Origin of the sequence: Nitrosospira sp. NRS527, from assembly GCF_018406445.1 — a bacterium.
Taxonomy (GTDB): Bacteria; Pseudomonadota; Gammaproteobacteria; order Burkholderiales; family Nitrosomonadaceae; genus Nitrosospira; species Nitrosospira briensis.
The window spans coordinates 1,193,969-1,220,723 of sequence record NZ_AP024515.1 but is presented as its reverse complement, the minus strand read 5'-3'; the positions used below and the strand labels follow the sequence as shown (position 1 = coordinate 1,220,723).

Annotated in this window: 19 protein-coding genes; 4 read left to right on the top strand and 15 right to left on the bottom strand. The window is 54.1% G+C overall.

Annotated features, from left to right (window positions below):
• Positions 1–84 precede the first annotated feature (84 nt).
• Positions 85–4,461 (bottom strand): TIR domain-containing protein, encoded by a 4,377-nt coding sequence (locus KJS40_RS05425; RefSeq protein WP_213539363.1) that lies wholly within the window; start codon positions 4,459–4,461, stop codon positions 85–87.
• A gap of 36 nt (positions 4,462–4,497) precedes the next feature.
• Entirely contained in the window at positions 4,498–5,028 is a 531-nt protein-coding gene (locus KJS40_RS05420; protein ID WP_213539362.1) for an SLATT domain-containing protein, read from the bottom strand.
• A gap of 281 nt (positions 5,029–5,309) precedes the next feature.
• Between KJS40_RS05420 and KJS40_RS05415 the strand changes: the two genes are divergently transcribed.
• A complete protein-coding gene (locus KJS40_RS05415; RefSeq protein ID WP_213539361.1) occupies positions 5,310–5,534 on the top strand; it encodes a recombinase family protein in 225 nt (74 codons plus the stop codon).
• Between the two features lie 145 nt (positions 5,535–5,679).
• On the opposite strand, the gene slmA is transcribed toward KJS40_RS05415, so the two are convergent.
• From slmA to KJS40_RS05390, 5 genes are all read right to left on the bottom strand, one after another.
• On the bottom strand, positions 5,680–6,291 hold the full coding sequence (gene slmA, locus KJS40_RS05410) for a nucleoid occlusion factor SlmA (protein ID WP_213539360.1): 612 nt from the start codon (positions 6,289–6,291) through the stop codon (positions 5,680–5,682).
• Between the two features lie 193 nt (positions 6,292–6,484).
• Positions 6,485–7,369: an acetylglutamate kinase gene (gene argB, locus KJS40_RS05405; RefSeq protein WP_025042005.1), complete on the bottom strand. Its 885-nt coding sequence runs from the start codon at positions 7,367–7,369 to the stop codon at positions 6,485–6,487.
• A 740-nt stretch (positions 7,370–8,109) separates the two neighbouring features.
• The gene (locus tag KJS40_RS05400) at positions 8,110–11,244 is read right to left on the bottom strand and encodes a CusA/CzcA family heavy metal efflux RND transporter (RefSeq protein WP_213539359.1); all 3,135 of its coding nucleotides are present in this window, start codon (positions 11,242–11,244) and stop codon (positions 8,110–8,112) included.
• Between the two features lie 3 nt (positions 11,245–11,247).
• Positions 11,248–12,411 carry an efflux RND transporter periplasmic adaptor subunit gene (locus tag KJS40_RS05395; RefSeq protein ID WP_213539358.1) on the bottom strand — a complete coding sequence of 388 codons (1,164 nt, stop codon included), beginning with the start codon at positions 12,409–12,411 and terminating at the stop codon, positions 11,248–11,250.
• Entirely contained in the window at positions 12,408–13,598 is a 1,191-nt protein-coding gene (locus tag KJS40_RS05390; protein WP_244859708.1) for a TolC family protein, read from the bottom strand. The genes KJS40_RS05395 and KJS40_RS05390 overlap by 4 nt, the downstream gene beginning before the upstream one ends.
• Between KJS40_RS05390 and KJS40_RS15210 the strand changes: the two genes are divergently transcribed.
• Together KJS40_RS15210 and nhaR are read left to right on the top strand one after the other, a co-directional pair.
• The gene (locus KJS40_RS15210) at positions 13,576–13,923 is read left to right on the top strand and encodes a hypothetical protein (RefSeq protein WP_244859707.1); all 348 of its coding nucleotides are present in this window, start codon (positions 13,576–13,578) and stop codon (positions 13,921–13,923) included. The two genes, KJS40_RS05390 and KJS40_RS15210, sit on opposite strands and share 23 nt — an antisense overlap.
• 247 nt (positions 13,924–14,170) lie before the next feature.
• Complete coding sequence (gene nhaR / locus KJS40_RS05385) at positions 14,171–15,106, top strand: transcriptional activator NhaR (RefSeq protein WP_213539356.1); 936 nt, start codon at positions 14,171–14,173, stop codon at positions 15,104–15,106.
• Between the two features lie 37 nt (positions 15,107–15,143).
• Here the strand turns inward: nhaR and htpG are convergent, their stop codons facing one another.
• Positions 15,144–17,063, bottom strand: coding sequence for a molecular chaperone HtpG (htpG, locus tag KJS40_RS05380; RefSeq protein ID WP_213539355.1), 1,920 nt, complete (start codon positions 17,061–17,063; stop codon positions 15,144–15,146).
• Between the two features lie 432 nt (positions 17,064–17,495).
• Between htpG and KJS40_RS05375 the strand changes: the two genes are divergently transcribed.
• Positions 17,496–18,569, top strand: coding sequence for a sorbosone dehydrogenase family protein (locus KJS40_RS05375; protein ID WP_213539354.1), 1,074 nt, complete (start codon positions 17,496–17,498; stop codon positions 18,567–18,569).
• 143 nt (positions 18,570–18,712) lie between these two features.
• Here KJS40_RS05375 and KJS40_RS05370 read toward each other — a convergent pair whose 3' ends face one another.
• From KJS40_RS05370 to nuoI, 7 genes are all read right to left on the bottom strand, one after another.
• On the bottom strand, positions 18,713–19,594 hold the full coding sequence (locus KJS40_RS05370; protein WP_213539353.1) for an EipA family protein: 882 nt from the start codon (positions 19,592–19,594) through the stop codon (positions 18,713–18,715).
• 483 nt (positions 19,595–20,077) lie between these two features.
• Positions 20,078–21,523: an NADH-quinone oxidoreductase subunit NuoN gene (gene nuoN / locus KJS40_RS05365; protein WP_213539352.1), complete on the bottom strand. Its 1,446-nt coding sequence runs from the start codon at positions 21,521–21,523 to the stop codon at positions 20,078–20,080.
• Positions 21,524–21,558: 35 nt separating this feature from the next.
• The gene (locus KJS40_RS05360; RefSeq protein WP_213539351.1) at positions 21,559–23,043 is read right to left on the bottom strand and encodes an NADH-quinone oxidoreductase subunit M; all 1,485 of its coding nucleotides are present in this window, start codon (positions 23,041–23,043) and stop codon (positions 21,559–21,561) included.
• 71 nt (positions 23,044–23,114) lie between these two features.
• Positions 23,115–25,070: an NADH-quinone oxidoreductase subunit L gene (gene nuoL, locus KJS40_RS05355; protein WP_213539350.1), complete on the bottom strand. Its 1,956-nt coding sequence runs from the start codon at positions 25,068–25,070 to the stop codon at positions 23,115–23,117.
• A 60-nt stretch (positions 25,071–25,130) separates the two neighbouring features.
• Positions 25,131–25,436: an NADH-quinone oxidoreductase subunit NuoK gene (gene nuoK / locus KJS40_RS05350; protein WP_025042016.1), complete on the bottom strand. Its 306-nt coding sequence runs from the start codon at positions 25,434–25,436 to the stop codon at positions 25,131–25,133.
• A gap of 50 nt (positions 25,437–25,486) precedes the next feature.
• On the bottom strand, positions 25,487–26,092 hold the full coding sequence (locus KJS40_RS05345) for an NADH-quinone oxidoreductase subunit J (RefSeq protein WP_025042017.1): 606 nt from the start codon (positions 26,090–26,092) through the stop codon (positions 25,487–25,489).
• Positions 26,093–26,257: 165 nt separating this feature from the next.
• On the bottom strand, positions 26,258–26,746 hold the full coding sequence (gene nuoI, locus KJS40_RS05340) for an NADH-quinone oxidoreductase subunit NuoI (RefSeq protein ID WP_025042019.1): 489 nt from the start codon (positions 26,744–26,746) through the stop codon (positions 26,258–26,260).
• Positions 26,747–26,755 lie beyond the last annotated feature (9 nt).

Below are 26,755 nucleotides of genomic sequence, written 5' to 3'. Positions count from 1 at the left end.
AAGAGTGGCCAGAGAACTTGGGGTAATTGACTTGGAAAACGTAAGACAGTAAAAAAGATTGACTTGGCATTAGCGAGCGGGAAGCTACTTTTCCTTGGCCGCAGGCTCATCCGGCGAAATCGGTAGCCCAGGACACTGTTTAGTATAGGAGGGAATAGTAGGGGACACCCACTCATGCCATTCAGCATGGCTCAAGTTGCGCGTGAGCTTCGCGCACAACAGTTCCAGCCAAACCTTAGGGCCAGGCCACAGCCGCAGCGTCTTGTCCCAACTGCCCGATACGATGCGCGTGCCATCCGGGCTGAAGGCAACACTACTCACCCAGCCCTCATGCCCCTGCAGCGGTGAACCGATGGGCGCACCGGTCTTCGCATTCCACAGCCGCAGCGTCTTGTCCCAACTGCCCGATACGATGCGCGTGCCATCCGGGCTGAAGGCAACACTGAGCACCCCGCCCACATGCCCCTGCAGCGGTGAACCGATGGGCTCACCGGTCTTCGCATTCCACAGCCGCAGCGTCTCGTCCCCACTGCCCGATACGATGCGCGTGCCATCCGGGCTGAAGGCAACACTGAGCACCCCGCCCTCATGCCCCTGCAGCGGTGAACCGATGGACGCGCCGGTCTTCGCATCCCACAGCCGCAGCGTATGGTCCCCACTGCCCGATACGATGCGCGTGCCATCCGGGCTGAAGGCAACACTGAGCACCCCGCCCACATGCCCCTGCAGCGGTGAACCGATGGGCTCACCGGTCTTCGCATCCCACAGCCGCAGCGTATGGTCCCAACTGCCCGATACGATGCGCGTGCCATCCGGGCTGAAGGCAGCACTGAGCACCCAGCCCTCATGCCCCTGCAGCGGTGAACCAATGGGCTCACCGGTCTTCGCATCCCACAGCCGCAGCGTATGGTCCCAACTGCCCGATACGATGCGCGTGCCATCCGGGCTGAAGGCAACACTGAGCACCTGGTCCTCATGCCCCTGCAGCGGTGAACCGATGGGCGCGCCGGTCTTCGCATCCCACAGCCGCAGCGTATGGTCCCAACTGCCCGATACGATGCGCGTGCCATCCGGGCTGAAGGCAGCACTGAGCACCTGGTCCTCATGCCCCTGCAGCGGTGAACCCATGGGCGCGCCGGTCTTCACATCCCACAGCCGCAGCGTCTTGTCCCAGCTGCCCGATACGATGCGCGTGCCATCCGGGCTGAAAGCAGCACTGAGCACCCAGCCCTCATGCCCCTGCAGCGGTGAACCGATGGGCTCACCGGTCTTCGCATTCCACAGCCGCAGCGTCTTGTCCCAACTGCCCGATACGATGCGCGTGCCATCCGGGCTGAAGGCAACACTGAGCACCTGGTCCTCATGCCCCTGCAGCGGTGAACCGATGGGCGCGCCGGTCTTCACATTCCACAGCCGCAGCGTCTTGTCCAAACTGCCCGATACGATGCGCGTGCCATCCGGGCTGAAGGCAGCACTGAGCACCCAGTCCTCATGCCCCTGCAGCGGTGAACCGATGGGCTCACCGGTCTTCGCATTCCACAGCTGCAGCGTCTTGTCCCAACTGCCCGATACGATGCGCGTGCCATCCGGGCTGAAGGCAACACTATTCACCCGGTCCTCATGCCCCTGCAGCGGTGAACCGATGGGCGCGCCGGTCTTCACATCCCACAGCCGCAGCGTCTTGTCCCCACTGCCCGATACGATGCGCGTGCCATCCGGGCTGAAGGCAACACTGAGCACCTGGTCCTCATGCCCCTGCAGCGGTGAACCGATGGGCGCGCCGGTCTTCACATCCCACAGCCGCAGCGTATGGTCCCAACTGCCCGATACGATGCGCGTGCCATCCGGGCTGAAGGCAACACTGAGCACCTGGTCCTCATGCCCCTGCAGCGGTGAACCGATGGACGCGCCGGTCTTCGCATCCCACAGCCGCAGCGTATGGCCCCCACTGCCCGATACGATGCGCGTGCCATCCGGGCTAAAAGCCACCCCATAGACCGGCACACCTGTAGCTATAATCTTCCGGGTATTCCGGTTCTTCAGAAATGCTGTTAGTAGTCCGGATTCCACTTCGTTGCTTGGTGCCGTGCGCCACGCCGCAAGAAGCTGTAGCACTTCGCGTTCCCCGCCGCCCACGCGCGTGCCGTCCATCATGGCCTGGCTTTCCGCCGCCAAGCGCAACCCGTTTGCCTGGATTTGTGCTCGCTCGGCGTTTTTCCGCTGGGCTTCAGCGTGGAAGAAGCCGTAGCCGGTTGCTCCCGCGAGGATGAGCGCTCCAAACACTGTGGCCAAAAGTTGTTTTGCCCGCTTCTTAAGCCTTGCTGAATCAGCTTGTGCCCTTTCTGTCGCCTGCAGTTGTTCTGTTGCCAAGACTTCTGCTGCAGCCTCTCGGTCCCTTGCCGCAGCGAGTTCCACCTCTGCCTTCCTTCGCTCCGCCTTAGCAAGCTGCGCGGCTATGCGCTGTTGCTCTTCCGCCGCCGCCTGCTTCTCCTGCGCAGCAACAAGTTCGGCCTGACGCTGCCGCTCTTCCGTTTCTTTTCGTTGCGTCTCCCGCTGGCGTGAGCACAGCAGGAACTCGGCAGCTGGTTCCAGCCGCCTGTGATAGCCCGGCTTGGCCGCAAGCGTCTCCGCGATCATCAGCCGCTCGCCTTCCATGAGCCAGTCCGCCTTTTTGTCACTCTTGTTCCAGGCACTAGCCGCCTGCTCAAGCCGGTCTGCGTCCTTCAGGTCCTCTCTCTCCTTCTCCAGCCATTTCGCCAATGTATCCCATTGGCGCAGCAGGCTCTCATGGGTGACTTCCACGATCTGCTTACCATTGCGCATGTCGCTTAGCAGCAGGCGCTTCTCGATTAGTGCCTGTATCAGCGCATGGCTGGCAGCCGGCAGGTCGGATTTGTGTGCCACCCTGCGCATCGGATGATCGTTTTCGGCATTGATGGTGGCCAGCCAGGGAATGAACGCAGCATGCAATGTTTCAAGCTGCGCCTTTCGTATTTCCGGATCATAAGCCAGGATGGAGTCGACTTCGGTGCGGATGACGTTGCTCATTCCACCCATGCCTTGATATTCGTCCAGGCCCAGATCGCCATCACTGCTGTAGTCTCGGTAGAGGCGGGACAAGGTAAGGCTCAGCAGCGGCAGGGTATCCCCTCCCCGATCGGAATCGGCCAGTAGCTGCTGCACGAGATCCGGCTTGACCTCCAGTCGCTTGCCGCTCAAGGTGGCGCGCATCGCGGGGCCGGTAATGACTTCCTTGAACTGCGCCAACGGCATGGGCTTTAATGCATCGAATACGACGGTCTTCAACCCCATCAGTTCCGACGCAGTTTGCAGGGGTTCGTAACGGTCGGAGCGAATAGTGAAGGCGATGATCAGGGACAACTCAGGACCTTCACCATCCGGCAGGCTTGCTCGAAGAACGCTGCCGATCATCTCAAGAAACCTGCGGGCCTCTTCGGTGGCGTCAGTACTGAAGAGTTCTTCGGCTTGGTCCACCGGAAGAATCAGGGTAGGGGGTGGTGCATCCTCCGGCAACCCCAGTAATTGATGGCGGGCTGCGTTCTGGATGCTGCGCAGCAGCGGTTCAAGGCGCCCGGGGCCGTCGCTCAGCGCTGTTTTTACTTCACCTACATTGATTGGCGCAAGTCGCAAACGATGGTTTGCCCGAGAGATGGCATGTGCCAGTCCACGTTCTCCAAACAGCGGACTGCGCTCCGGGCGGATGATTTCCAGCGCATGGAAGTGGCGTGCGTTGCGCGTGAGTCTGGGCAGGAGGCCGGCGCGCAGGAATGAGGATTTGCCCGCTCCGGACGGGCCCAATATGACGAGCAATCCCTCGTCGCCCGACGCGCGCATGCCGCGCAGCTTGTCCAGGCCCTGCAATATTTCCGCATCGCGGCCAAAGAATACGGCAGCGTCCTTGGCATCCAGCGGTTCCAAGCCCCGATACGGGGCGCGCGATTTTTCGTCCTGAGGCGGCCAGGGAAAGAAGCTGGCGTTCAAGCCCGCGGTTTGCAGCCCCAACCGCAGTCGACCGAGTCCGTTGGCAAGGAATGAAACATCGGCAGGCTGTTCGTGATGAACGAAACGGATGGCCTCTACCGATCCCTTGCCGATAAGGTAGGTTAGCTGGAACTCGGCGGTCAGTTCGGTGGGCAACTCGGTGATCGCGGTTTCCTTCACCACCACGCCGAAGATGAGCTTGTTCAGACTCTTGGCCAGCAGGAATTCAGTCAGGCACCACTTCGATATTGCCCAGGCGGGGGAGATGATGAAGACCACCGCTTCACAGCGGTCGGCCGCGCGTCGCAGCGCTTCCTGCCAGCGCTCCCCGGCTCTTAGGCCACGCTCCGGATCAAGATCGAGAAATACGTCATCCCAGCCGTTATCCAGCAGCCATTGCTTGAGTGCAACCGCCTCAAGCTCATCTGCACTGGAATGGCTCAGAAAGATCAGGGACATGGTTCAGCCTAGATCACTTTTACAATATGTAAATTGTCAGGAACCAGTCCTCGTTTCAGGAATTTTTACACCCTCGAAATACTGGGCAGTCTCCCCTGAGACAGCCTCACTCACTGTTTTGATAAACTTCTGTAGACCATCTCTCAAAAGTGCCAAGCCTTCCTCTTCCGTTAATGCTGCCCTTGCCTCGGCGGTTCGCAATTCCCACTCGGTCAGCGCAAACTGTAATGTGAGTTGTGTCTGAACATAGCCCTGCCACGCCCTCTGCCAATTGAAAAAGGAATTGGCAGCAGCAACAAGAGCAATGAGCCAGGCAAGTGTCGATGCCACTTGCGCCTGCAGATCTTTTGGAGCCAACTGGGTCAGGAAGGGAAGACTGATGCTTAAGAATAATAAAATGAATCCGCCAGCTCGAAATGCCTTGCGCCTCTGAGGCGCACGTTTCTTGTAGAAAGCGATGTACCAAAGGACACTACCCGGAGTTGACTCGTCCTTAAAAAAACTCTGCTCGTTGAGCGCGGATAAGAAAGCCTCGACCTTCGGCAGGGAATTCTGGGCGATAACCATTGTTCTTTGATCCTTTCCGCACCCGAATCCTGCGGCTTACGTTAAATGATGCCATATTATTAATATTAGTACGCTAATCTATTTTACTCGGAATGCTTTCAGCAATCTTCGCGAAGGTTGACGTTTAGGGACTCCTACATTTTTATGTAACCGCATCGGGTTCTCTCGTTAGACCTAGCCCTAGCGAGAGATCACTTAACCCTTCTAAAATACTATCAATAGAAACCATTTGATTTATGATCGGCCACCTATCACAGCACCTAAAATCCGTGTGAGGGAAAATGATCATTGGCTACGCAAGAACATCGACTATCGATCAAACTGCCGGTTTCGAGGCACAGCTTAAGGAATTTCAAGCCGTCAAGTGCAAAAAAGTCTTTCGGGAGCGGGTTTCCTCGGTTACCGTTCGTGCCCAGCTTGAAGTGGCGCTGCGGGTGCCGCATCCACATGGAAATGTTGTAATTCCATGTATTCGAAATGTAGAGGTCTCATGGAAACCGCCTTAAACGAAAACATGTATGCTCACGTTGTTCCGGCTTGACTAAAATCAAGTCCAACCGCTCTATAAATGGCGGTAGAGCCGCATGAAAAAGAGACAAGATCGTGCGAGATCGATTTCTCAGGCGAAGTCATTGATCGCCCATCAGCGTTTCAGTCATTGGCCGGAGCAGCATGTTTGAATGTTTCACTTGAGAGTATTGCCCTTCGTTGCGCTTCCCAATGCTCCATGGGATCCCGTTTGAAGCCGCTTTTGGCAAATTGATGCCAACGGCCTGTAATGTAGCACATCAGCATGTTTGCCTGGGCGGATATGTCCGAATCGGACGCAATTTCACGCTCACCGGCCGCGAAGCGCAGCGCCTGTTTCAGCGTCGCCTCCAACCGGTCGTGCAATTGATTGATGCGTGCCTGCAGGCGATCATTTTCATTTATCAGCGCATCGCCGATCAATACTCGCGTCATACCGGGGTTCTTTTTTGCAAAACCAAGCAGTAGCGCTAAAATCCCTTCTACTTGCTTAACGCCGCTTGACTCTTCCGTTGTCAACTTATTGATGAGGCTGAACAGTGTTTTCTCGATAAACTCGATCAAGCCGTCATACATCTGCGCCTTACTGGCGAAATGACGATAAAGTGCGGCCTCGGAAACATGCAGGTTGGCAGCCAGCGCCGCTGTAGTGATTTTCCCCGCACGGGGCTCTTCCAGCATCCCCGCCAGAACCTGCAGGATTTGATCTTTTCTCTCGCCGGGCTTGGCTGCCATGTATTCCTCGATTCGATAACTCTGTAATTCAAATTCTTATAAGCCTGTGTCGAACCAGGGCGGTTCAGGCGTGAATATTCACGAAATAAGTCGGAAAATATCGTAAGCAGCGAAAATAACGACATCTGGTCAATGGAGCTGAAATCGAGTTCGGACGCTGCCGCGGGTCTCTGGTGAAGATCTGCCTATCCACTCAGCTCGCCTTTATAAGCGTACCCACACCCTCATCCGTCATCACCTCAAGCAGCAATCCGTGCTCTACCCGCCCATCGATAATGTGACAAGATTTGACGCCGTTTTTCACTGCGTCCAGTGCAGAACCGATTTTTGGTATCATGCCGCCGGAGATGGTTCCGTCGGCAAATAATTCATCCACTCTTTGCGCAGTCAATCCAGTTAACAGGTTACCATTCTTGTCCAGCACACCGGGAGTATTAGTAAGCAGTATGAGCTTCTCAGCATTTAAAACTCTCGCCAGCTCTCCCGCAACCAGATCGGCATTGATATTGTAGGATTCTCCATTCTTGCCCACGCCGACAGGGGCAATTACCGGAATAAAATCGCGTGTTTCCAATAGCTCGATCAAAGCAGGGTTTATGCTTTCAATTTCCCCAACCTGGCCGATATCGAGCCATCCGCCCGCTTTCTCGCTGTCCTGCATAAGCATTTTTTTTGCACGGATGAAGCTGCCGTCTTTACCGGTCAAGCCAACTGCAAGACCGCCATGCTGGTTGATAAGGTTGACGATTTCCTTATTGATCAGTCCCAGCACCATTTCCACCACATCCATCGTTTCGGCATCGGTCACGCGCATTCCCTGGATAAACGCGCCTTGCTTGCCCACCCGCTTCAGCATATCGTTGATCTGTGGTCCGCCGCCGTGAACGATTACAGGGTTCATTCCCACAAGCTTCAGCAGCACGACGTCGCGGGCGAAGCCTTGTTTGAGATGCTCCTCGATCATGGCATTACCGCCATATTTAATGACAATCGTTTTACCGTGAAAACGCCGAATATAAGGCAAGGCCTCGGCGAGAATTTTCGCTTTATCTTTTGCAGCAGTTTGGGATGATGACATGGCTCTTCTCGGTGGCGTGGCTCTCGATAACTTTACGAGTATTTTTCAGGTTGAGTATTTTAACCCGGATGTTTCATAAATTCGCGTGATGATTGCGCAGGATTTTGTTTTGTAGGGAGATTTCGTGAAGGAGTGGCGTAGTTATTCATACGCCCGACTGAACGAAATTTTCATACGAAACAAAAAACCAGCAAGGGCGCGCGTCAATTTATGAAATATTTGGGTCAGTATCAGAGCTTTGAGAAAAGAAGGAAATTCATCTTCGCTGCCCTGTCACCGCTCAAACCTTATGGAAACGCTGATTTTAGCAGGCTGCCCGCTGGAGATGACGAGCTGATCCATTAGGTGGTAACAAGACCAATATTGCCGATCTCACAATCACGCACAACCGCGAGAACGATCAGATGGGGTAATTGGCGGTTGAGCATCGTTTTTCAGCTCATCCGTCAACCAAGCGTTATAACCGAAAAGGATTTTTCGTATCCCTTGAGCTTCACCTTTTTGGTGAGTTCACTCCACTCCGTCCAACTGCCGGATTCAGGAGACTCCTTAACAATGGCACAAATTGTGTTCTTCTCGGCGCAGGCAGTTCGCTCTTCCTTCGGTTTGGGTCATTAATGAGGAATGGCGAGAGAACTGCCTCCAGCACAGCCATATCCGGGAGTCAGGAATTTGACGTTATGCTTCGCATAGCGTTTATAAGAATAGTATGCATATCGTTTTGATCTTCGCCTGTTGTCTCACTCAGGCGTGTACCCGGCGTGTACGGGCTTCTCGTCGAACCAGCGGTACAACGTGGGCAATACAACGAGCGTCAGCAAAGTCGAGGTGATCAGGCCGCCGATCACCACGACAGCCAGCGGACGTTGCACTTCAGAACCGGGGCCGGTAGCAAAAAGAAACGGTACCAGACCCAGCATAGCAACGGTGGCCGTCATCAGCACCGGGCGAAAGCGCTGCTCGCAGCCCTTGATGACCGCGTCGGCCACGCTTGCCCCTTCATCGCGCAGCTTGCGTATATAGGAAATCAGCACTACCCCGTTCAGTACCGCAATACCCCATAAGGCGATAAAACCCACCGAGGCCGGAACCGAAAGATATTCGCCGGTGACGAAAAGCCCAATGACGCCTCCGATGGAAGCAAATGGCAGCACTAGAATGATGAGTCCCGCAAGCTTGATCGAATTGAACAATACGAAGAGCAGGAAGAAGATCGCTACAATAGTAAGCGGAACTATCAGCGAAAGTGTCGCCATGGCACGTTCCATATTCTCGAACTGGCCACCCCAGACAAAATAATAGCCGGTTGGCAGTTTGATTTCCCTGGCGACACGCTCCTGTACTTCTGCAACGAAACCGCCGAGATCGCGTTCGTGCACGTTGGCGCCGATCACCACGCGGCGTTTCGCGTATTCGCGAGACACCAGCGCCGGCCCATCGACAACCTGGATGTCCGCCACCGCGCGGAGCGGTACTAAAACGCCGCCTTGGGCCGAGGCGCCGTTCGGCCCGGTTTTTCCAGGCACTCGCAACACGAGATCGCGGATCGCCTCGACATCATTGCGAAACCGTTCGGGAAAGCGCAGAAGGAGGACAATGCGGCGCTCGCCCTCAAACACGGTAGTAACTGCCTTTCCGCCGATAGCGGTTTCGATGAGCTCGTTCACGTCGGCGACGTTGAGACCGTGGCGTGCAATAGCGCGGCGATTGATGTCGATGGTCAGCGATTGCTGGCCGGACAAACGTTCGATACGAATATCTCTGGCGCCACGCACGGACTTAAGGATACGCGCCACTTGCTCCGACAACTTGCGCAACTCTTCCAGATTGTCGCCAAAGATCTTGATCGCGACCTGCGAGCGCACGCCGGTGACCATCTCGTCCACACGCTGTTCGATCGGTTGCGACAAGACGATGGATACGCCGGGTAGCACCGCCAATACCTTGCGGATATCCTCTTCCACTTCTTTCTGGGTGCGACCGGAATCCGGATCCAGCGCGGCAATGGGATCCGATTCGTTCTGCGATGCCGGGTCCGCAGGGGAATCGCCACGACCGAGCTTGGATACTACGCTCTTGACCCCAGGCACTGCGGCAATCAGTCTCATTGCCTCTGATTCCATTTTGATGGATTCATCCAGGGAAATTGAGGGTACCCGGATGATAACCGGCGTTATCGAGCCCTCCTGCATCGTCGGGATGAAGGATTTACCCAGCAACGGGAACAGGGAAAAAGACAGCACGAGTAGGCCCAGGGATATGATGATAGTAACTTTCTCCCTGGCTAGCGCCGAATTGAGAAGGCGACGGTAGCCCGATTTGAGCAAAGCGATAATTCTGGTGTCATGGTCAGCGCCCCCCTTGAGCATGTACGCGCAGAGTACTGGCGAAAGTGTCAGGGAAACAATAAGCGACACCGCCAGTGCAATGGCGATAGTGAATGCAAGTGGACTGAACGTCTTGCCTTCCATGCCTTGCAGCGCCATCAGCGGCAGAAACACCAGAATAATGATCGAAATGCCAAAAATTACCGGCGTTCCCACCTCGACCACCGCTTCTACGATAATTTGCAGCTTGGATTCGCCACTGGTAGCATGACCCAGGCGATGATAGACATTTTCCACCACAACCACCGTGGAATCGACCATCAGTCCGATTGCTATAGCCAATCCCCCCAGTGACATGAGGTTCGCGGAGATCTCCTGCTGGTTCATCACCATGAAGGTGATCAGCGGCGTAATAATGAGTGTCGCCACTACGATCAGGCTGGAGCGTACATCCCCGAGGAAGATGAACAATATCACCACCACGAGCAGTATGCCTTCGATCAGCACTTTGCTCACCGTCCACAGCGCGGAATCCACGAGATCGGTTCGATCGTAAAAAGGCACAATCTGGAGCCCACCCGGCAGCAGCGCACGCTCATTAATTTCGGCCACCTTCTCCTTCACCCGCCCAACGATTTCCTTGGCGTTCCCCCCGCGCAACATCATTACTATGCCCGCGACAGACTCGGTGTAGCCGTTTTTGATGCTGGCGCCCTGGCGCACCTCGGTGCCAAACTCCACTCGCGCCACGTCACGAACAAATATTGGTATACCGTCCAGCTCTTTAAGAACGATATTTCGGATGTCATCCAGCGTCTGGATCAGGCCAACGCCACGGATCAGGTACTGTTCGGCATGCAGTGGAAGTATATTGCCGCTGGCGTTGGCATTATTACTGGCGATGGCCCTGTCAACCTGCGCCAATGTCAAGTCATAATGGCGTAACCGGTCGGGGTTGACCAGCACGTGGTATTGCTTGACAAATCCTCCCATGGAATTAATCTCAGCCACGCCGGGAACAGAGCGCAGCAGCGGACGCACTACCCAGTCCTGTATGGTTCGCCGTTCAGTCAACTCCTGCACCGTAAGCGCGCGTTTGCCATCGTCGGGATGTTCGATGGTGTATTGATATACCTCGCCCAGACCTGTCGATACGGGACCGAGTACCGGTGCGATACCCTTTGGCATCCTGCTGGATACTTCGATCAGCCTTTCCATTACCAGTTGACGCGCGAAGTAAACGTCGGTCTGATCGGTAAATACAAGGGTGATAAGAGAAAGCCCACTCTTGTTCAAGGAACGCATCTCTACCAGGCCTGGCAGACCGGTCATCGCGATTTCCACCGGTACCGTCACCAATCGTTCGATCTCCTCCGGGCTGCGGCCCACCGCCTCGGTGGCGACCTGTACCTGTATGTTGGTCACGTCCGGAAACGCATCGACCGACAATTTCGTCGATGCGCGCAGGCCGATGCCGACCAGGGCCAGCGCGATCACTACCACAATCAGGCGTTGCTTGAGCATGGCGCGCACGATCGAGGCAAGCATGGGCTATTCCAATTCAGCGAGCTTGCGCTCGTTATCCAAATGAAAGGCACCATCCACCACAATAGGCTGCTCGGCCGTAAGTCCCTTCAGCACGGGACGCATATCGGCCACTTCAGGACCCAGCTCGACGGGAATACGCAGAAACCGATTGTTGCCTTGAGACAAGAAAACATAGTCGCGATTGGCTTCACGCACCACTGCGGTTTCCGGCACTACCATGCTTTTATGCGGGTTATCCGTAATATGCATGGTAGCAAGCATGTCTGGCTTGAGCTTCCGCTTGGGGTTCTCTACCATCGTCCGCACCATCACGGTACGGGTCAAGGGATTTACCGTATCGGCAACGAAGATGATAAGCCCGTCGAAGTTTACATCGCCAAGTGCCGGTACGTGGATCTCTACGTGCTGACCGACCCGCACATTTCGCGCTATCTGCTCCGGCACATCGCCCACCACCCAGACGGCGGACAGGTCGGCCACCTGAAATAGCTGATCGGCTGGCTGCACTACTTGCCCGATGATGACATGCCGACCAATAACGATGCCGCTTTTCGACGCTTTGATGGCAACGGACGGCAGGATATGGCCCTTATCCACCAAGTCTTTCAGCGCACTGTTGTCCACGCCCAGCAGCCTCAATTGATCCTTCGCAGCCTCCAGCTCGGCACGCGAAACCTCCAGCTCCGACTCGCGCCGCTCCACCTCTGCAATGGCGATCACGTCGGCGGAAAGTAAATGGTGAGCACGCTCGGCCGCTTTCTGGGCCAGTACAGTCCGCGAAGACGCCCGTAAATAGGCCAGTTGTGCCTGAGTTAATTCGGGGCTGGAAATACGCGCCAACGGCGCTCCGGCATCAACGCTCTCACCCAGCGTCACGTATAGGTCGATGATGCGCCCTGTCACGTAGGACCCGATACTGACAAGCCTCTCCTCGTCCACTTCGACCTGACTTGGAACCTGCAATTTATCGGCAAGATCGACCATTGTCGGCTGACCGATCGTGATGCGTTGCACCAATTCCGGCCGAATCGTGATGCTGTTCACATCCTCCGGCTCTTGCAGCACGGCTTCCTTTCTAGGAGATGCGGCCTCCTCGCTGCCGCCGCATCCCGCGGCAAGCAGAACGGTAAATACAGCGACACCGATCATCGACAACGTAAGTTTCATTCGTGGGCTTGCTCCCTTGGGTAATAAGCCCGCAGCCGATCGATTTCGGCAGCAGCAGCCTGTAAATCAAAGCGTGCCTGCAGTGAATCCGCTAATATCCCCCTAAGTACACGCTGGGTATCGAGCACTTCAATCAGCGGCCGCTCGCCGAACCGGTAAGCTGCCTGGGCAATCTGCAATGCATTCTCGGCCTCCTTGATAATACCGCCCTCGAACATCTCCACCCTGCGCTGTGCGATCTGCAGGCCTTGCCAGGCGGATTCGAGCAACTGGCCGATCTCGAAGCGGCGATAGTCCAACGTTTCCCGCACACGCGCGGAATCGGCGACGGCGGCGTTGATTTCCCCACGCCGCTGGTATAACAGAGGAATAGTCACTTTTAGACCGCCTCTATTGTCCGTGTACTGAGCATCCTGATAATTGCTGTACACGACGTCCACCGAGGGCAGCACCGATGCCCGTTCCTGATCGATTCGCAGACGTGCTTGTTCCGATTCGGCCTGCAAGCGCAACACATCGGGGTTGACAGCCGGCACTTCCAGACGCAATTGCTCCAGCGGAGGCAGGTTGACCGGATCGAACAGGGACGCGCTTATCACAAAATCAGGTTTCAAGGCACCCGCTGTAAATTGCATCAGCGCGACCCGCGCCCGTTGCGCATTCAATAGCGCCGCCTCTTTGCGGCTCGCGGCATTCAGCACCTCGGCATCAGCTCTGATCAACTCGAAACGCGCTGTTTCGCCCACCCCTACGCCCACCTGGATGCGCCGCCGCACCTCTTCCATGAGGTCGAAAACGCTGGCTTCCATACGCGCTATCTCCTGGCGTAGCAGCAGTTCATACGCGCGTACCCGCAACTGCGCCGCCAGGTCTGCGCGAACCTGATGAAAGCTGGCACGGCTGGCCTCTACGCCGGCCTCGGCTGAGCCGATGCGGGCGCTTCGCACGAATGGATTCTCGATAGTTTGACTGACAGTCACCTGACGCGTGTTCGTTGCTGGATTTGCAGCCGGGATTCGGGGATGTTGAGGGCCGCCTATGAGACTCACTGTCGGATTAGGATAGGCTGTGGCCCTCACTACGCCTGCTTGCGCCATCTCCACTTGCGATTGAGCAGCACGCACCAATCCGTTGGCTTCCAGCCCCAGTCTTTGCAACGCCTCGATGGAGAGCGCCCCGACAGGCATGGGCGGAGATGCCGCAGCGGAAGGCAGGGTGACGGACGGTATGGCGGAGGGTGATCCCGCAGACGACACGGTAGGTGGTACCACCGACGTAGAAGGTATCGTAGTAGGCACACCAACAGGTGGTACCGCATCGGACGCGGAGGGAGCAATTGCAGGTCTGGCTGCAGGCGCAATCGTAGGTGCAGGGGCAAAAACAGGTGCGGTGAGCTCAGGCATGGTTGCCGACCCTTGGGCTGAAGCAGGCGTAAGTGGCGAAACAAGGATCAGACTGGGCAAAATACGATACAGAAGTGATATATGCATGTACTACCTTAAATTTTCCTGAAGCAATGCCTGCTCCAACGATAAGGCGAAGCTGAGTGCCAAGTACGATGACTGTATGCCCGGCCGCAAGCATTTGGCACAGCAATAAAAAATCAATTACGGAAAAAGCAACGTCATTCTGCCTCTCTTGGCAGAGGGATAAAAATTTAGTCTAATTGAGAATTTGCATCAAGAAAAGTAGTATCTTACTGATGATATAATCGGTTTTTACGAATCATTGTCCCCCAGTTACGGCAAGGCGCACCTCGATGCTCAACTATAAACAGTTACATCATTTCTGGGCCGTCGCAAAGGCCGGCAGCATTGTCCGGGCGAGCGAACGCCTGAATCTCACGCCACAAACCCTGAGCGGCCAGATCGGATTATTGGAAGAGTCGCTTGGCGTAGCGCTTTTTCTGCGCGTCGGAAGACGTCTGGAATTGACGGAGACGGGCCGCCTCACGCTTTCCTACGCCGATGAAATCTTTCAGGTCGGGAACGAACTGGAAGAGGCGCTGCGCAGCTACCCGGAAAGCCACTTCATTTCATTCCGCGTGGGCGTCGATGATGCTGTTCCGAAGTCCATCGCCTACCGGTTGCTTACCCCGGCGATGGCGCTCGCCGATCCGGTGCGCATCGTCTGCCGAGAAGACAAGCTTGTCCGCTTGCTGGTGGAGCTGGCGATCCAGCGCCTGGATCTGGTGCTCGCGGACCGGCCCATGCCGGCCGAGACCAATGTAAAAGGCTATAGCCATAAACTCGGCGACTGCGGCATCACATTCTTTGCCGAACCGCGGCTTGCGGCACAGTTCAAGCAAGCATGGCCTCACATTCTTGATTCGGCACCTATGCTCATTCCCGGAAAGGAAGCCGCGGTGCGAATACCGCTAATGCGCTGGTTCGATGCGCAACAGCTTCGCCCGCGTATCGTGGGGGAGTTTGACGACAGTGCGCTGATGCAGGCCTTCGGCCAGGCCGGCATCGGCATTTTCATCGCGCCATCGGTGATAGCCGACGAAGTGCAGCGCGAGCACGGCGTTACAATTATTGGTCAGACAGACGACGTCACCGAGCAGTTTTACGCCATCTCCATGGAACGCCGCCTGACTCATCCCGCCGTCGTTGCCATCAATGATACCGCTCACCGGAAACTATTCGCAAACCTGTATCCCGGGAGTACTCATAAAGCCAATCGGCAAAATTGACTTCATCGGAGAAATTGCTGCCTGTGCCTCGACAGCACTATTTCTCACTTTCGGTCGCCAAAAATAGCTCATTGATCCGTTTTACGAAACTGGCGGGATCCTCAAGCTGACCGCCTTCAGCCAACAATGCCTGATCGAACAGGATGTGGCTCCAGTCATCAAAGTGAGCCTCATCCGATTTCAGGCGCTGGATCATGGGATGATGGGGATTGATCTCCAGGATAGGCTTGGCATGATCCACTTTCTGCCCCGCCGACTTCAGCAGGCGCTCCAGATTCCCGCTCATGTCGTGGCTATCGGCAACCAGGCAGGCAGGAGATTCCGTGAGACGTAACGTTACACGCACATCCTTCACCTGCTCGCCGAGAACGCTCTTTATTTTCTCGGTAAGCTCCTTGTATTCGCCTGCTTCTTTCTCTTGCTCCTTTTTCTCCGCCTCATCCTCGAGTTTTCCCAGGTCCAGGCTACCCTTAGCCACAGATTGCAGGGGTTTACCCTCGAACTCCGTCAGATTTGCAACCAGCCATTCATCCACGCGATCGGACAGCAATAATACTTCGATTCCTTTCTTGAGGAAGACTTCCAGATGGGGACTGCTTCGGGCTGCCTTGAGGCTATCGGCGGTAACATAATAAATTTTTTCCTGACCCTCCTTCATGCGGGCAACGTAATCGCTGAACGACACAGTCTGCTCGTCGGAGTCGGTATGGGTGGAGACAAAACGTAACAGCTTGGCGATACGTTCACGATTAGTGAAATCTTCAGCCACTCCCTCTTTGATAACCTGCCCAAATTCCTTCCAGAAGGTCTTGAATTTGGCTTTGTCGTCTTCCTGGTCGCTTTGAGCCAAGTCTTCAAGCAGGCCCAACACTTTTTTCGCGGCACCCGCGCGTATGGCTTCTATATCTTTCGATTCCTGTAATATCTCGCGCGAAATATTCAGCGGCAGGTCGTTCGAGTCGATTACACCACGCACAAAACGCAAATAGTTCGGCAGCAACTGCTTGGCGTCATCCATGATAAAGACCCGCCGGACATAAAGCTTGATGCCATGGCGGGATTCACGATCAAACAAGTCGAACGGCGCGCGCGACGGAATATAAAGCAGTTGCGTATATTCCTGCTTACCCTCTACCCTGGCGTGAAGATAGGCCAGCGGCGGCTCGAAATCATGCGCCACGTGCTTGTAGAATTCGTTGTATTGCTCCGCTGTTATTTCATTCTTGGGTCGCGCCCATAACGCACTGGCCTGATTAACGGTCTCGTCTTCATCGGTAATCGCGTTTTCATTTTTTTCCTGCGACCACTCCTCTTTTTTCATCACAATGGGGAAGGTAATATGGTCTGAATACTTCCGTATGATAGAGCGGAGCCGCCAGCCGTTGAGCAGGTCATCCTCGCCTTCGCGCAAATGCAGCGTGATCTCGGTGCCGCGATCTGTTTTCTCCACTGTCTCCAGCGTATAATCTCCTTCACCACCGGATTCCCAACGGATCCCATGCTCAGGCGTCATACCGGCACGGCGCGTAACGAGCGTCACCTTGTCCGCAACGATGAAAGCCGAATAAAAACCGACGCCAAACTGGCCAATCAAATGCGCATCCTTGGCCTGATCGCCGGTTAACGAGCTGAAGAATTCACGCGTGCCCGACTTGGCGATTGTGCCTATATGGTCAATGACCTCCTGCCGCGACATGCCAATGCCGTTATCGGAAATCGTGAGGGTGCGGGCTGCGGCATCATAGCCGACGCGAATCTTCAGATCTGAGTCGGATTCGTACAGTGCGCCATCAGAGAGGCCCTCGAAGCGTAGCTTATCGGCCGCATCCGATGCGTTGGAAATCAGTTCGCGCAAAAAAATTTCCTTGTTACTATATAAGGAATGAATCATCAGCTTGAGCAACTGCTTGACTTCAGTCTGGAAACTTAGATGTTCTTTTGTAGCTGTGTCTTGCATGGTTTTATCTCCTGAAATAACGCAATAGGATAAATTAGGGCGCATTGGAAGTTTTCAAGCTGCCCCGCGCTAATAAACCGCCAAATCTTGCTTCAACCTAAATCCGGTAGTTGGGCGGGGAGAAGTGTACGGTTTTTGGGGTGCAGGGCAAGGCGCAACGACGCAAAATGGTCGTTCCATTCCAAGGAGTTGCAACGTAGCCAGGTGCCCCAAAAACTGTGCAATTCGCCCCGTAGCGACCTCACCCGGAAGGTGAGCGTCAAATAATATGAAATGTTGTTATTAATCATAACACTGATATATTAAATGAGCGGTCAACTACCGGATTTAGGTTCAATGCGTGATTTGCTTCCTATTAATCCATTTTGATTTACAGTCCAGGGTCCAGTCATGTGCATCATAAAAACTTTCGTCCGTTGTCTCGTCCTTTGCATGTCCTGTTGTGTTTTACCTGTCGCCGCGCAAGACCAGGCTCGCCCGCTTCCGCTGGATAAAATTAAACTACCTGCCGGCTTTTCAATCGAGCTGTGGGCAGAGGTACCCAATGCGCGGGGGTTGGCATTGGGGAAAAAGGGCACCGTATTCGCTGGCTCCACCTCGGCAGGGAAGGTCTATGCCGTCACGGAAGCTGATGGTACACGCAAGGTGACAACCATCGCCAGCGGGCTTGACCTCCCCTTAGGAGTGGCGTTTCGGGATGGCGCGCTATATGCCTCTGCTGTCGACCGAATTTTACGGTTCGATGATATCGAGGAAAATCTGGATAAACCGGCGAAGCCGACAGTGATAACAGACAACTTTCCGAATGAGAAGCACCATGGCGGCAGATTCATCGCTTTCGGACCCGATAACCTGCTTTATGTCGCAGTCGGGGCACCATGCAATGCTTGCGAGACCGATCCGACGCGTTTCGCATTGATCTCGCGCATCAAGCCCGACGGCTCGGGTTACGAGGTCTTCGCCAACGGCGTCAGGAATACGGTGGGTTTCGACTGGCACCCTGAAACTAAGGACTTATGGTTCACAGATAACGGCCGTGACTGGCTGGGCGATAATCTGCCGCCGGACGAACTCAACCGTGCGCCCGCAAAAGGCATGCATTTTGGTTACCCATACTGTTATGGAAGCGATATTCCAGATCCCAAATATGGGGCAAAGCGCGATTGTAATAAGCTTACTCCGCCGGCAGCCAACCTCGAGCCGCATGTTGCAGCGCTAGGCATGCGTTTCTACACGGGTAAAATGTTTCCGCCGGAATACAGGAATAATATTTTCGTTGCGGAACATGGCTCCTGGAACCGTCGCAACAAGATTGGCTATCGCCTCAGAATGGTGAAACTGAAGAACAACAAGGTCGTGAAACAGGAGGTGTTTGCCGAAGGCTGGCTGGAAAAGGAAAATGCCTGGGGAAGACCAGTGGATGTGCTGGTTATGCCAGACGGCGCACTACTGGTTTCAGATGATTTTGCGGGTGCCATTTATCGCATCAGCTACAAGAAACCGTAGGGGTCACGAGCCAATCGCTCCAAGGGGGGATTGGCTGCTAACTCCGCGCCAACTTAACGCTGCGCCTTCGGATTCGGGCTAAGGGTGGAACGCACGAAGCTGCCCGCAACCAAGCGAAGCGCTTCATTCCGCCCAACTCGGATCTAATTCGTTTGCCGTATGCCGTTCACCTGGACTTCGACACGGCGGTCGGGTTGCAGGCATGCGATCAATGCTTCGGTTCTTTCGCTGCCCTGACATGTGTTGCCGGTTATTGGATCGGCTTTACCCCTGCCTTCAATCCGGATTTTTTCGGAATCCACTCCTTTCGTTACCAGATAGTTCCTGACCACTTCGGCTCGAACCCGGGAAAGGTGATTGTTATATCCGTCAGAACCAAGTCGGTCGGTATAACCGACGATACTAATCGAATCATAAGGAAGCGTCTTTAGCTTGGCCGCAAATTCATCCAGTTGATAGCGCGATGAGCCAGGTTTCAGGACGGCTTTATTGAAATCGAATAACTCATCGGTGGCGAAGCGCACTTTTACAGGCACCTCTGCCGGGGCGGGAACGGCTGCGGGTGGTGGGGCGGCTACTATTTCACGCGGACTTATCTTCATGATCACGCTGCTGAAACCGAGGTTGAACTCCAGGCCCCTTGATGTAGAGACAAACACGACATTCACCCCATTCTCATTTCTCAGTGCGGCGGCATTGGCGCCGCCGGCTATCGTCAATCCGCCGTCGACACCCGCATAATTACCGTTGAAGTCGTCTATGTTGTTCAGGTTATATACCCTTCCAACTGCATCAATCCTGGATGCGCCAATGTCAAGAAACGAAAACCCCTGGATGTCGACAGGGTAGTCCATCCCCCGATAGGTTAGCGTACCGCTGCCCCAACTGAAACCAAAAGCGAGTGCAAACGAATTTACCCGCAGTTTAAGAGTTGCATCAGGGAAGCTTTCCTCGGCCTGAGCCCCGATCGGTCCCAAACTAAAAATAACTGCCGCTACGAATCCCAAGATCCATTTCATTTTCATTTGCACGCTCCTCTGTACGGGGTTTTGCCGATATGGTTATTCCGGAAAAATTAAACATTCGCAGTACATTCTATATATAGCTGCTGCCGAGATACAGGTCAAGTCGAATCTGGTAAAGGGAGCAGGGCTGTCTAACAGACTGTCGGACTTAAAGAATCGCAGCGAAAAAGTGACTGGGTGAGGGCAGATTTTGAGGGTTTTGAAGGCCAATAGCTATTCTATTGGCTGAAAAAGCAGAAAAATGAACCCGCCAGATGCTTTTACAGTCGATTTCCTTTAAGTCCGACAGGCTGCCAGGCAGGTATTCTTGCGACTTTGTCTTAAGCTGATGAGGCATCCTCCCGACACATGCCGATTCCCTCTGATACGCCTCAGCTCGGCCTGATATCCAACATTCCAGGTAAGATCAATTGGCGCCTGATCCGCCTGCTCTACATGGACCCATCGAATAACGAGCTACTTGGAGACCCAAGCTTTGGCGCACTACATTGACTGTTGGATAGCGTAAGCACACAACGCAATCAGCACCTGAGGAAAAAGCCCGAATCCAAGCATTGCCAGTCCATTAGCGCTTATCAGCACCTTGACGTCGTTCTGCGGCACAATGAGTACATCGGTTTCAGGTTCATCGAAGTACATCAGCTTAACGATGCGCAAATAATAAAACACGCCGACCAGCGAAAGAAGTACCGCCACCACCGCCAGCCAGATGTAACCTGCACTCAATACTGCCTGCAAGACCGACAACTTGGCATAAATGCCCACCGTCGGGGGAATGCCGGCCATCGAGAACATCAGCAGCAGCATCATAAACGCGTACCATGGGTTGCGCCGGTTGAGCCCCTTGAAGTCATCAAGCTTTTCAGCCTCGAATCCTTCGCGCGACAAGAGCATGATTATGCCAAATGTACCCAGCGTCATCAGCACATATACCACAACATAAAACATTGCCGCGCTGTAGCCATTCTCATCCGCAGCGAGGATGCCAAGCAACACGAACCCCATGTGTGAAATGGTCGAATACGCGAGCATACGCTTAATGTTGGTCTGGGCAATGGCGGCAAAATTACCGACAACCATGGACATAACGGCGAGAATAATGAGCATTCCCTGCCAATCCGCCGACATCCCCCCCATTCCCTCCGCCAGCAGGCGCATGACGAAGCCGAACCCGGCCAATTTGGGCGCCGAACCGATAAACAACACCACAGCGGTCGGTGCACCCTCGTAGACATCGGGAACCCACATATGAAACGGCACCGCGCTCAGCTTGAAACTGATGCCGGCAACGATGAATACGAGCCCCACCACCAGGACCGCATGATTGATTACGCCTGACTGTATTACTTCGGTTACGCGAATAATATTCAGGGAACCTGTCGAGCCATATATCATGGACATGCCATACAGCAGGAAACCCGAAGCCAGCGCTCCCAGGACGAAAAATTTGATTGCCGCCTCGGTAGATCCAGGCGAATTACGCCTCAACGCCACCATGGCATAGAGCGATAATGACTGGAGCTCCAGCCCCAGATAAAGGGTCAGGAAGTGACTGGCGGAAATCATGACCATCATACCCAGCGTTGCAAATAGCGCCAGACTGAAAAACTCCCCGCTGAGCATGCCGCGTACGGAAATATAACTTCGCGAATACACCAGCACTGCGGATACGGTGATATACACCAGTATCTTCAGTATATCCGCCATCGCGTCGTCGACAAACATGCCGGAGAAGGTATAGACGACACCGGGAGCGGAGGTGACGAACGAGATTAGCACGCAACCGAGCAACGCAATCTGCGCGAGCAAGTATGCGATATAGGGTTTTTTTTCGCCCCACGCAAGATCGGCCAATAGCACCACGCATACCATACCCAGCAGAAAAATCTCTGGATAGGCGGGTGCGAAATCAGGCTGCGTAAAATTCATTATCATCCTCAAACAAGCAGGCCACTTTATTTACACTACAATTTGCTGCGACCGACATGCACAAGCAAATCATCGACCGTGGTATGCATCACTTCCATCAATGGCAATGGATAGAGACCCATTCCCAGTACCGCAACAGCTAGAATTGCCAATATCAGGATCTCCCGGCCACCGATATCCTTCATCTCTTCCACGGCGGGATGTACGACTGCGCCGAATATGACGCGTTTGTACATCCAGAGCGTATAAGCCGCTCCGGTGATCAGCGTGGTAGCTGCGAAAAATGCATACCAGAAATTCACCTTCATGGCGGCCATGATGACCATGAATTCCCCGACGAAACCGCTGGTACCGGGCAATCCCGTATTCGCCATCGCAAAGAGCATGAAAAATGCGGCGAATACCGGCATTCTACTGGCCAACCCGCCGTAGTCGGCTATCTGGCGCGAATGCAGCCGGTCGTACATAACTCCTATGCATAGAAACATCGCAGCGGAAATAAAACCGTGCGAAATCATCTGCACCATTGCGCCTTCCAATCCATAGGCGTTGAACAGGAAAAAGCCAAGCGTGACAAATCCCATATGCGCAACAGATGAATAAGCGATGAGCTTTTTCATGTCCGCCTGTATCAGTGCGACGAGGCCGATATAGACGATTGCAATCAGCGATAATGCGATCATCATGCCGGCGAGATATTGACTTGCATCCGGCACGATCGGCAGCGAAAAACGCAGGAAACCATAACCGCCCATTTTCAGTAGAATTGCCGCCAGTACAACCGAACCTCCTGTAGGCGCTTCCACGTGGGCATCCGGTAGCCAGGTGTGAACCGGCCACATCGGTACTTTTACCGCAAACGCCAGCGTGAAAGCGATAAATATCAGGATTTGCGGCATAAGCGGCAACGGCAGCTGGTGATAATCAAGTATTGAAAAGCTGCCTCCGGAAACCTGATAGAGGTAAATGAATGCCACCAGCATCAACAGCGAACCGAGCAGCGTATAAAGAAAAAACTTGATGGACGCATAGACGCGGTTGGGTCCTCCCCAGACACCGATGATCAGGAACATCGGAATCAGCGACGCTTCCCAGAAAACATAGAACAAAATCGCATCAAGCGACGAGAACACACCGTTGACGATGCCGGACATGATAAGAAACGCGGCCATATATTGGGATACGCGTTTACTTATCACCTGCCACCCTGCCATTACTACCAGCGGGGTCGTAAAGCAGTTGAGCAGAATCAATGGCATGGCGATGCCATCTACACCGAGATGGTAATGAATATTGAAGCGCTCGATCCAGAGGCTATATTCGACGAACTGCATGCCGTTCAACAGCGGATCAAACTGTGTATAAAGCGGTATCGCAACCAGCAACCCCGCAACTGATCCGATGAGGGCAATCCATCTTGCCAGTTGCGCATTACGGTCGCCGCCGGTGGCGAGTACACCAACGCCGGCAAGAATAGGCAGCCAAATGATCAAGCTTAACAGGGGAAGACCGAACAGCATGTTTATTCCATTTTATCCATTAGCGCGCAGCGGATGAAGGGGCCGAAAACCCGCAATAATATTTTGTTATTTTATGACCCGGACAACCAGAAGCTCATCAATACAAATACGCCAACGATCATGGTGAATGCGTAATGGTAGATATAACCGGACTGGAAGCGGCGCATCAGCACGGCGGTTCCGGCTACCACCCGCGCCGTGCCATTGACGAAAAATCCGTCAATCACTTTTACATCGCCGAATTTCCATAATCCCTTGCCGAGTCCCCGCGCACCGCCCGCAAAGAACCAGGAATAGAATTCGTCAATGAAATATTTACGCTCGAGCAGTATGGAAAACGGCCCGGCAGCTCTTTTTATTTTCCCTGGCAAATCGGTTCTCACCAGGTAAAAATACCATGCCGTCACGATTCCGCCGACAGAAAGCCAGAATGGTATGGTCGTCAAGGCATGGGTCATCATTGCCAATATGCCATGATATTCCAGCGACATTCTTGCCATTGCCTCATGCTGCGGCATGATTTGTATGGTGCTGCCAAAATAATTCCCGAACAGGATGGGACCGATGAGCCAGCCTGCTCCGATGGAAGGTATGGCAAGGACAATGAGCGGCAGTGTCACAACCCAGGGCGATTCACGCAGATGCTCTTCGGTGTGATGATCCATTCGCGGCTTGCCATGGAACGTCATGAAAAGCAGACGGAAGGTGTAAAACGCGGTGACGAATACCGTTGTTACCCCACAGAAATAGGCGAAGCCGGCACCAGGGATCGTGGTGAAGTGTAATGCTTCGATGATGGAATCCTTGGAGAAAAAGCCGGATAAACCAGGCACGCCTGCGCTTGCCAGCGCAGCGATGAACATGGTCCAGTACGTAACGGGCATATATTTCTTCAGGCCGCCCATTTTTCGCATATCCTGCTCGTGATGCATGGCAATAATTACGGAACCCGCACCCAAAAATAATACGGCCTTGAAAAAGGCATGGGTCAGCAGGTGGAAAACGCCTGCCGAGTAAGCCGATGCGCCGAGCGCCATGGTCATGTAACCCAATTGCGATAGGGTCGAATACGCCACGACACGCTTGATGTCGGTCTGCACAATTGCCACCATTGCCATGAATAGCGTCGTGATGCCGCCGATCACCAGCATCACTGACAATGCTGTTTCAGTTAACTCAAATAGCGGCGACATGCGCGCCACCATGAAAATTCCCGCCGTCACCATCGTGGCGGCATGAATCAATGCGGAAATAGGTGTTGGACCTTCCATCGAATCCGGCAGCCACACATGTAACGGAAACTGTGCGGATTTACCCATTGCGCCGACGAAGAGCAGAATACAGATTACGGACAACAATTCCCATGATGCGCCTGGAATGATCTCGATTGTCTGCGTCGCGGCCTGCGGAGCTTGGGCGAATACAGCCGCATAGTCCAGTGTGCCGAAATACATCAGCACCAGGGCAATGCCGAGAAGAAAGCCAAAATCCCCGACGCGATTAACCATGAAAGCTTTCAGGTTGGCATAAATTGCCGTTGGACGTGTATGCCAGAACCCGATAAGCAGATAAGAAACGAGCCCCACCGCTTCCCATCCAAAGAAAAGCTGGAGAAAGTTGTTGGACATCACCAGTATCAGCATGGAGAACGTGAAGAGCGAGATGTAGCTGAAAAAACGCTGATAACCGGGATCCTCGTGCATATAGCCAATGGTATAAATATGCACCATCAAGGAAACAAAACTCACCACAACCATCATCGTGGCGGAGAGTTGATCGATCAGGAAGCCGATCTCAAAGCGCGTATCGCCGGATGTCACCCAGGTATAAACGGCTCCGTCATAGATATTCCCCTTCATCACATCCAGAAAGATGGTGACGGACGCGGCGACGCAGACGAGCATCAGGGCAATCGTAATACGATGGCTCCAGGTTGGACCGATCAGGCGACCGAACAACCCGGCGATAAGGGCACCTGCCAGAGGCGCCAGGGGCGCCAATAGATATAATTTTTGCATCTCAGTCATGAAATTCAGTTTTTATTTTTTGAATCACCAAACACCTGAACCGGTTTCCCACTCGCAAAATTAACCTTTAAGTTTGTCCAGGTCGTCCACATTGATGGTGTGCAGACTACGGAACAGCACCACCAGAATCGCCAGGCCAATGGCGGATTCTGCCGCGGCCACCGTAAGGATGAAAAACACGAAAATCTGCCCTGCCGTGTCCTGTAGATAATACGAGAATGCGACAAAGTTCATGTTTACAGCCAGCAGCATCAGTTCGATCGCCATCAACAGGATGATTACATTTTTCCTGTTGAGGAAAATACCGACAATGCTGATGGCAAACAGGATCGCACCGAGAACCAGGTAATGGGATAACGAAACCAAACTGCGCCCCCTTTCAGGACAACGTCAAAACACAACCATGTAAATTAATTTTATTCTTTCTTTTCGGATGGCATCGATACCATACGGATCCGGTCTTCGCGCTTCACCGCTACCTGCTTTGCCACATCCATCGATTTGGTGCCGGTACGCTGCCTCAGCGTCAGTGCGATAGCGGCCACTATCGCCACCAGCAGAATGACAGCCGCCAGTTCGAACGCATAAACGTATTCCGTGTAAATCAAGCGCCCCAGCTCTTTGGTATTACTGTAATCCGCCGCGCGCGCCGGTGGAGCCGGCATTTGATCGGCACCAAACTGCTTGCCCATCAATACTGCGGCCATCTCGATCGCCATCACCAATGCGAGGAACGCCCCAAACGGAAACCATTTCCAGAATCCTTCGCGCAGGTAATCAAGATTGATATCCAGCATCATCACGACAAACAGGAACAGCACCATGACTGCACCGACATACACCAATACCAGCGTAATGGCGAGAAACTCCGCCTCCAGCAACAACCACAACCCCGCGGAAGTAAAAAAAGCCAGCACCAATAGCAATGCGGAATGTACAGGGTTGCGCGCGGTAATGACGCCGAGGGCGGATGCCACCAGTACCACCGAAAAAAAATAAAAAATTATATCCGGAAAACTCATATGGGCATTTCTGTCAATTCGAAGCTATAGAGCGAACTCGCGCAGGTTAACGAGACGATGCCCCTCATTTTCATTTTTTCCAACGAGGGGTGTGAAATGAAGCGGACAATCCGCATCTCCAAAACATGGCTTATAAAAATGGCCCCGTGCATGTCACCACGAGATTTACCGGTAGCCCGCATCCGCTGCCCTATCCTTCGCTATCTGCTCCTCATACCGGTCCCCAACCGCCAGGAGCATCTGCTTGGTATAAATCAAATCTCCGCGTTTCTCTCCGTGGTACTCCAGGATACGGGTCTCGACAATGGAATCCACGGGACAGGATTCCTCGCAGAAACCGCAAAATATGCATTTCGTCAGGTCTATGTCGTACCGCGTGGTTCGGCGCGTGCCGTCATCGCGCTGCTCGGATTCTATCGTAATCGCCAGTGCCGGACACACCGCCTCACATAGTTTGCAGGCGATACAACGCTCTTCACCGTTTGGATATCGCCTGAGCGCATGCAAACCCCTGAACCTGGGAGACTGGGGTGTTTTCTCCTCCGGGAAGTGCACGGTGATTTTACGCGCGAACATGTATCTCCCGGTCAGCATCATCCCCTTGAGCAGTTCGAACAACAGGAAGGTACGGAAAAAATCCTTGATACGATTCATGGCTTTCTC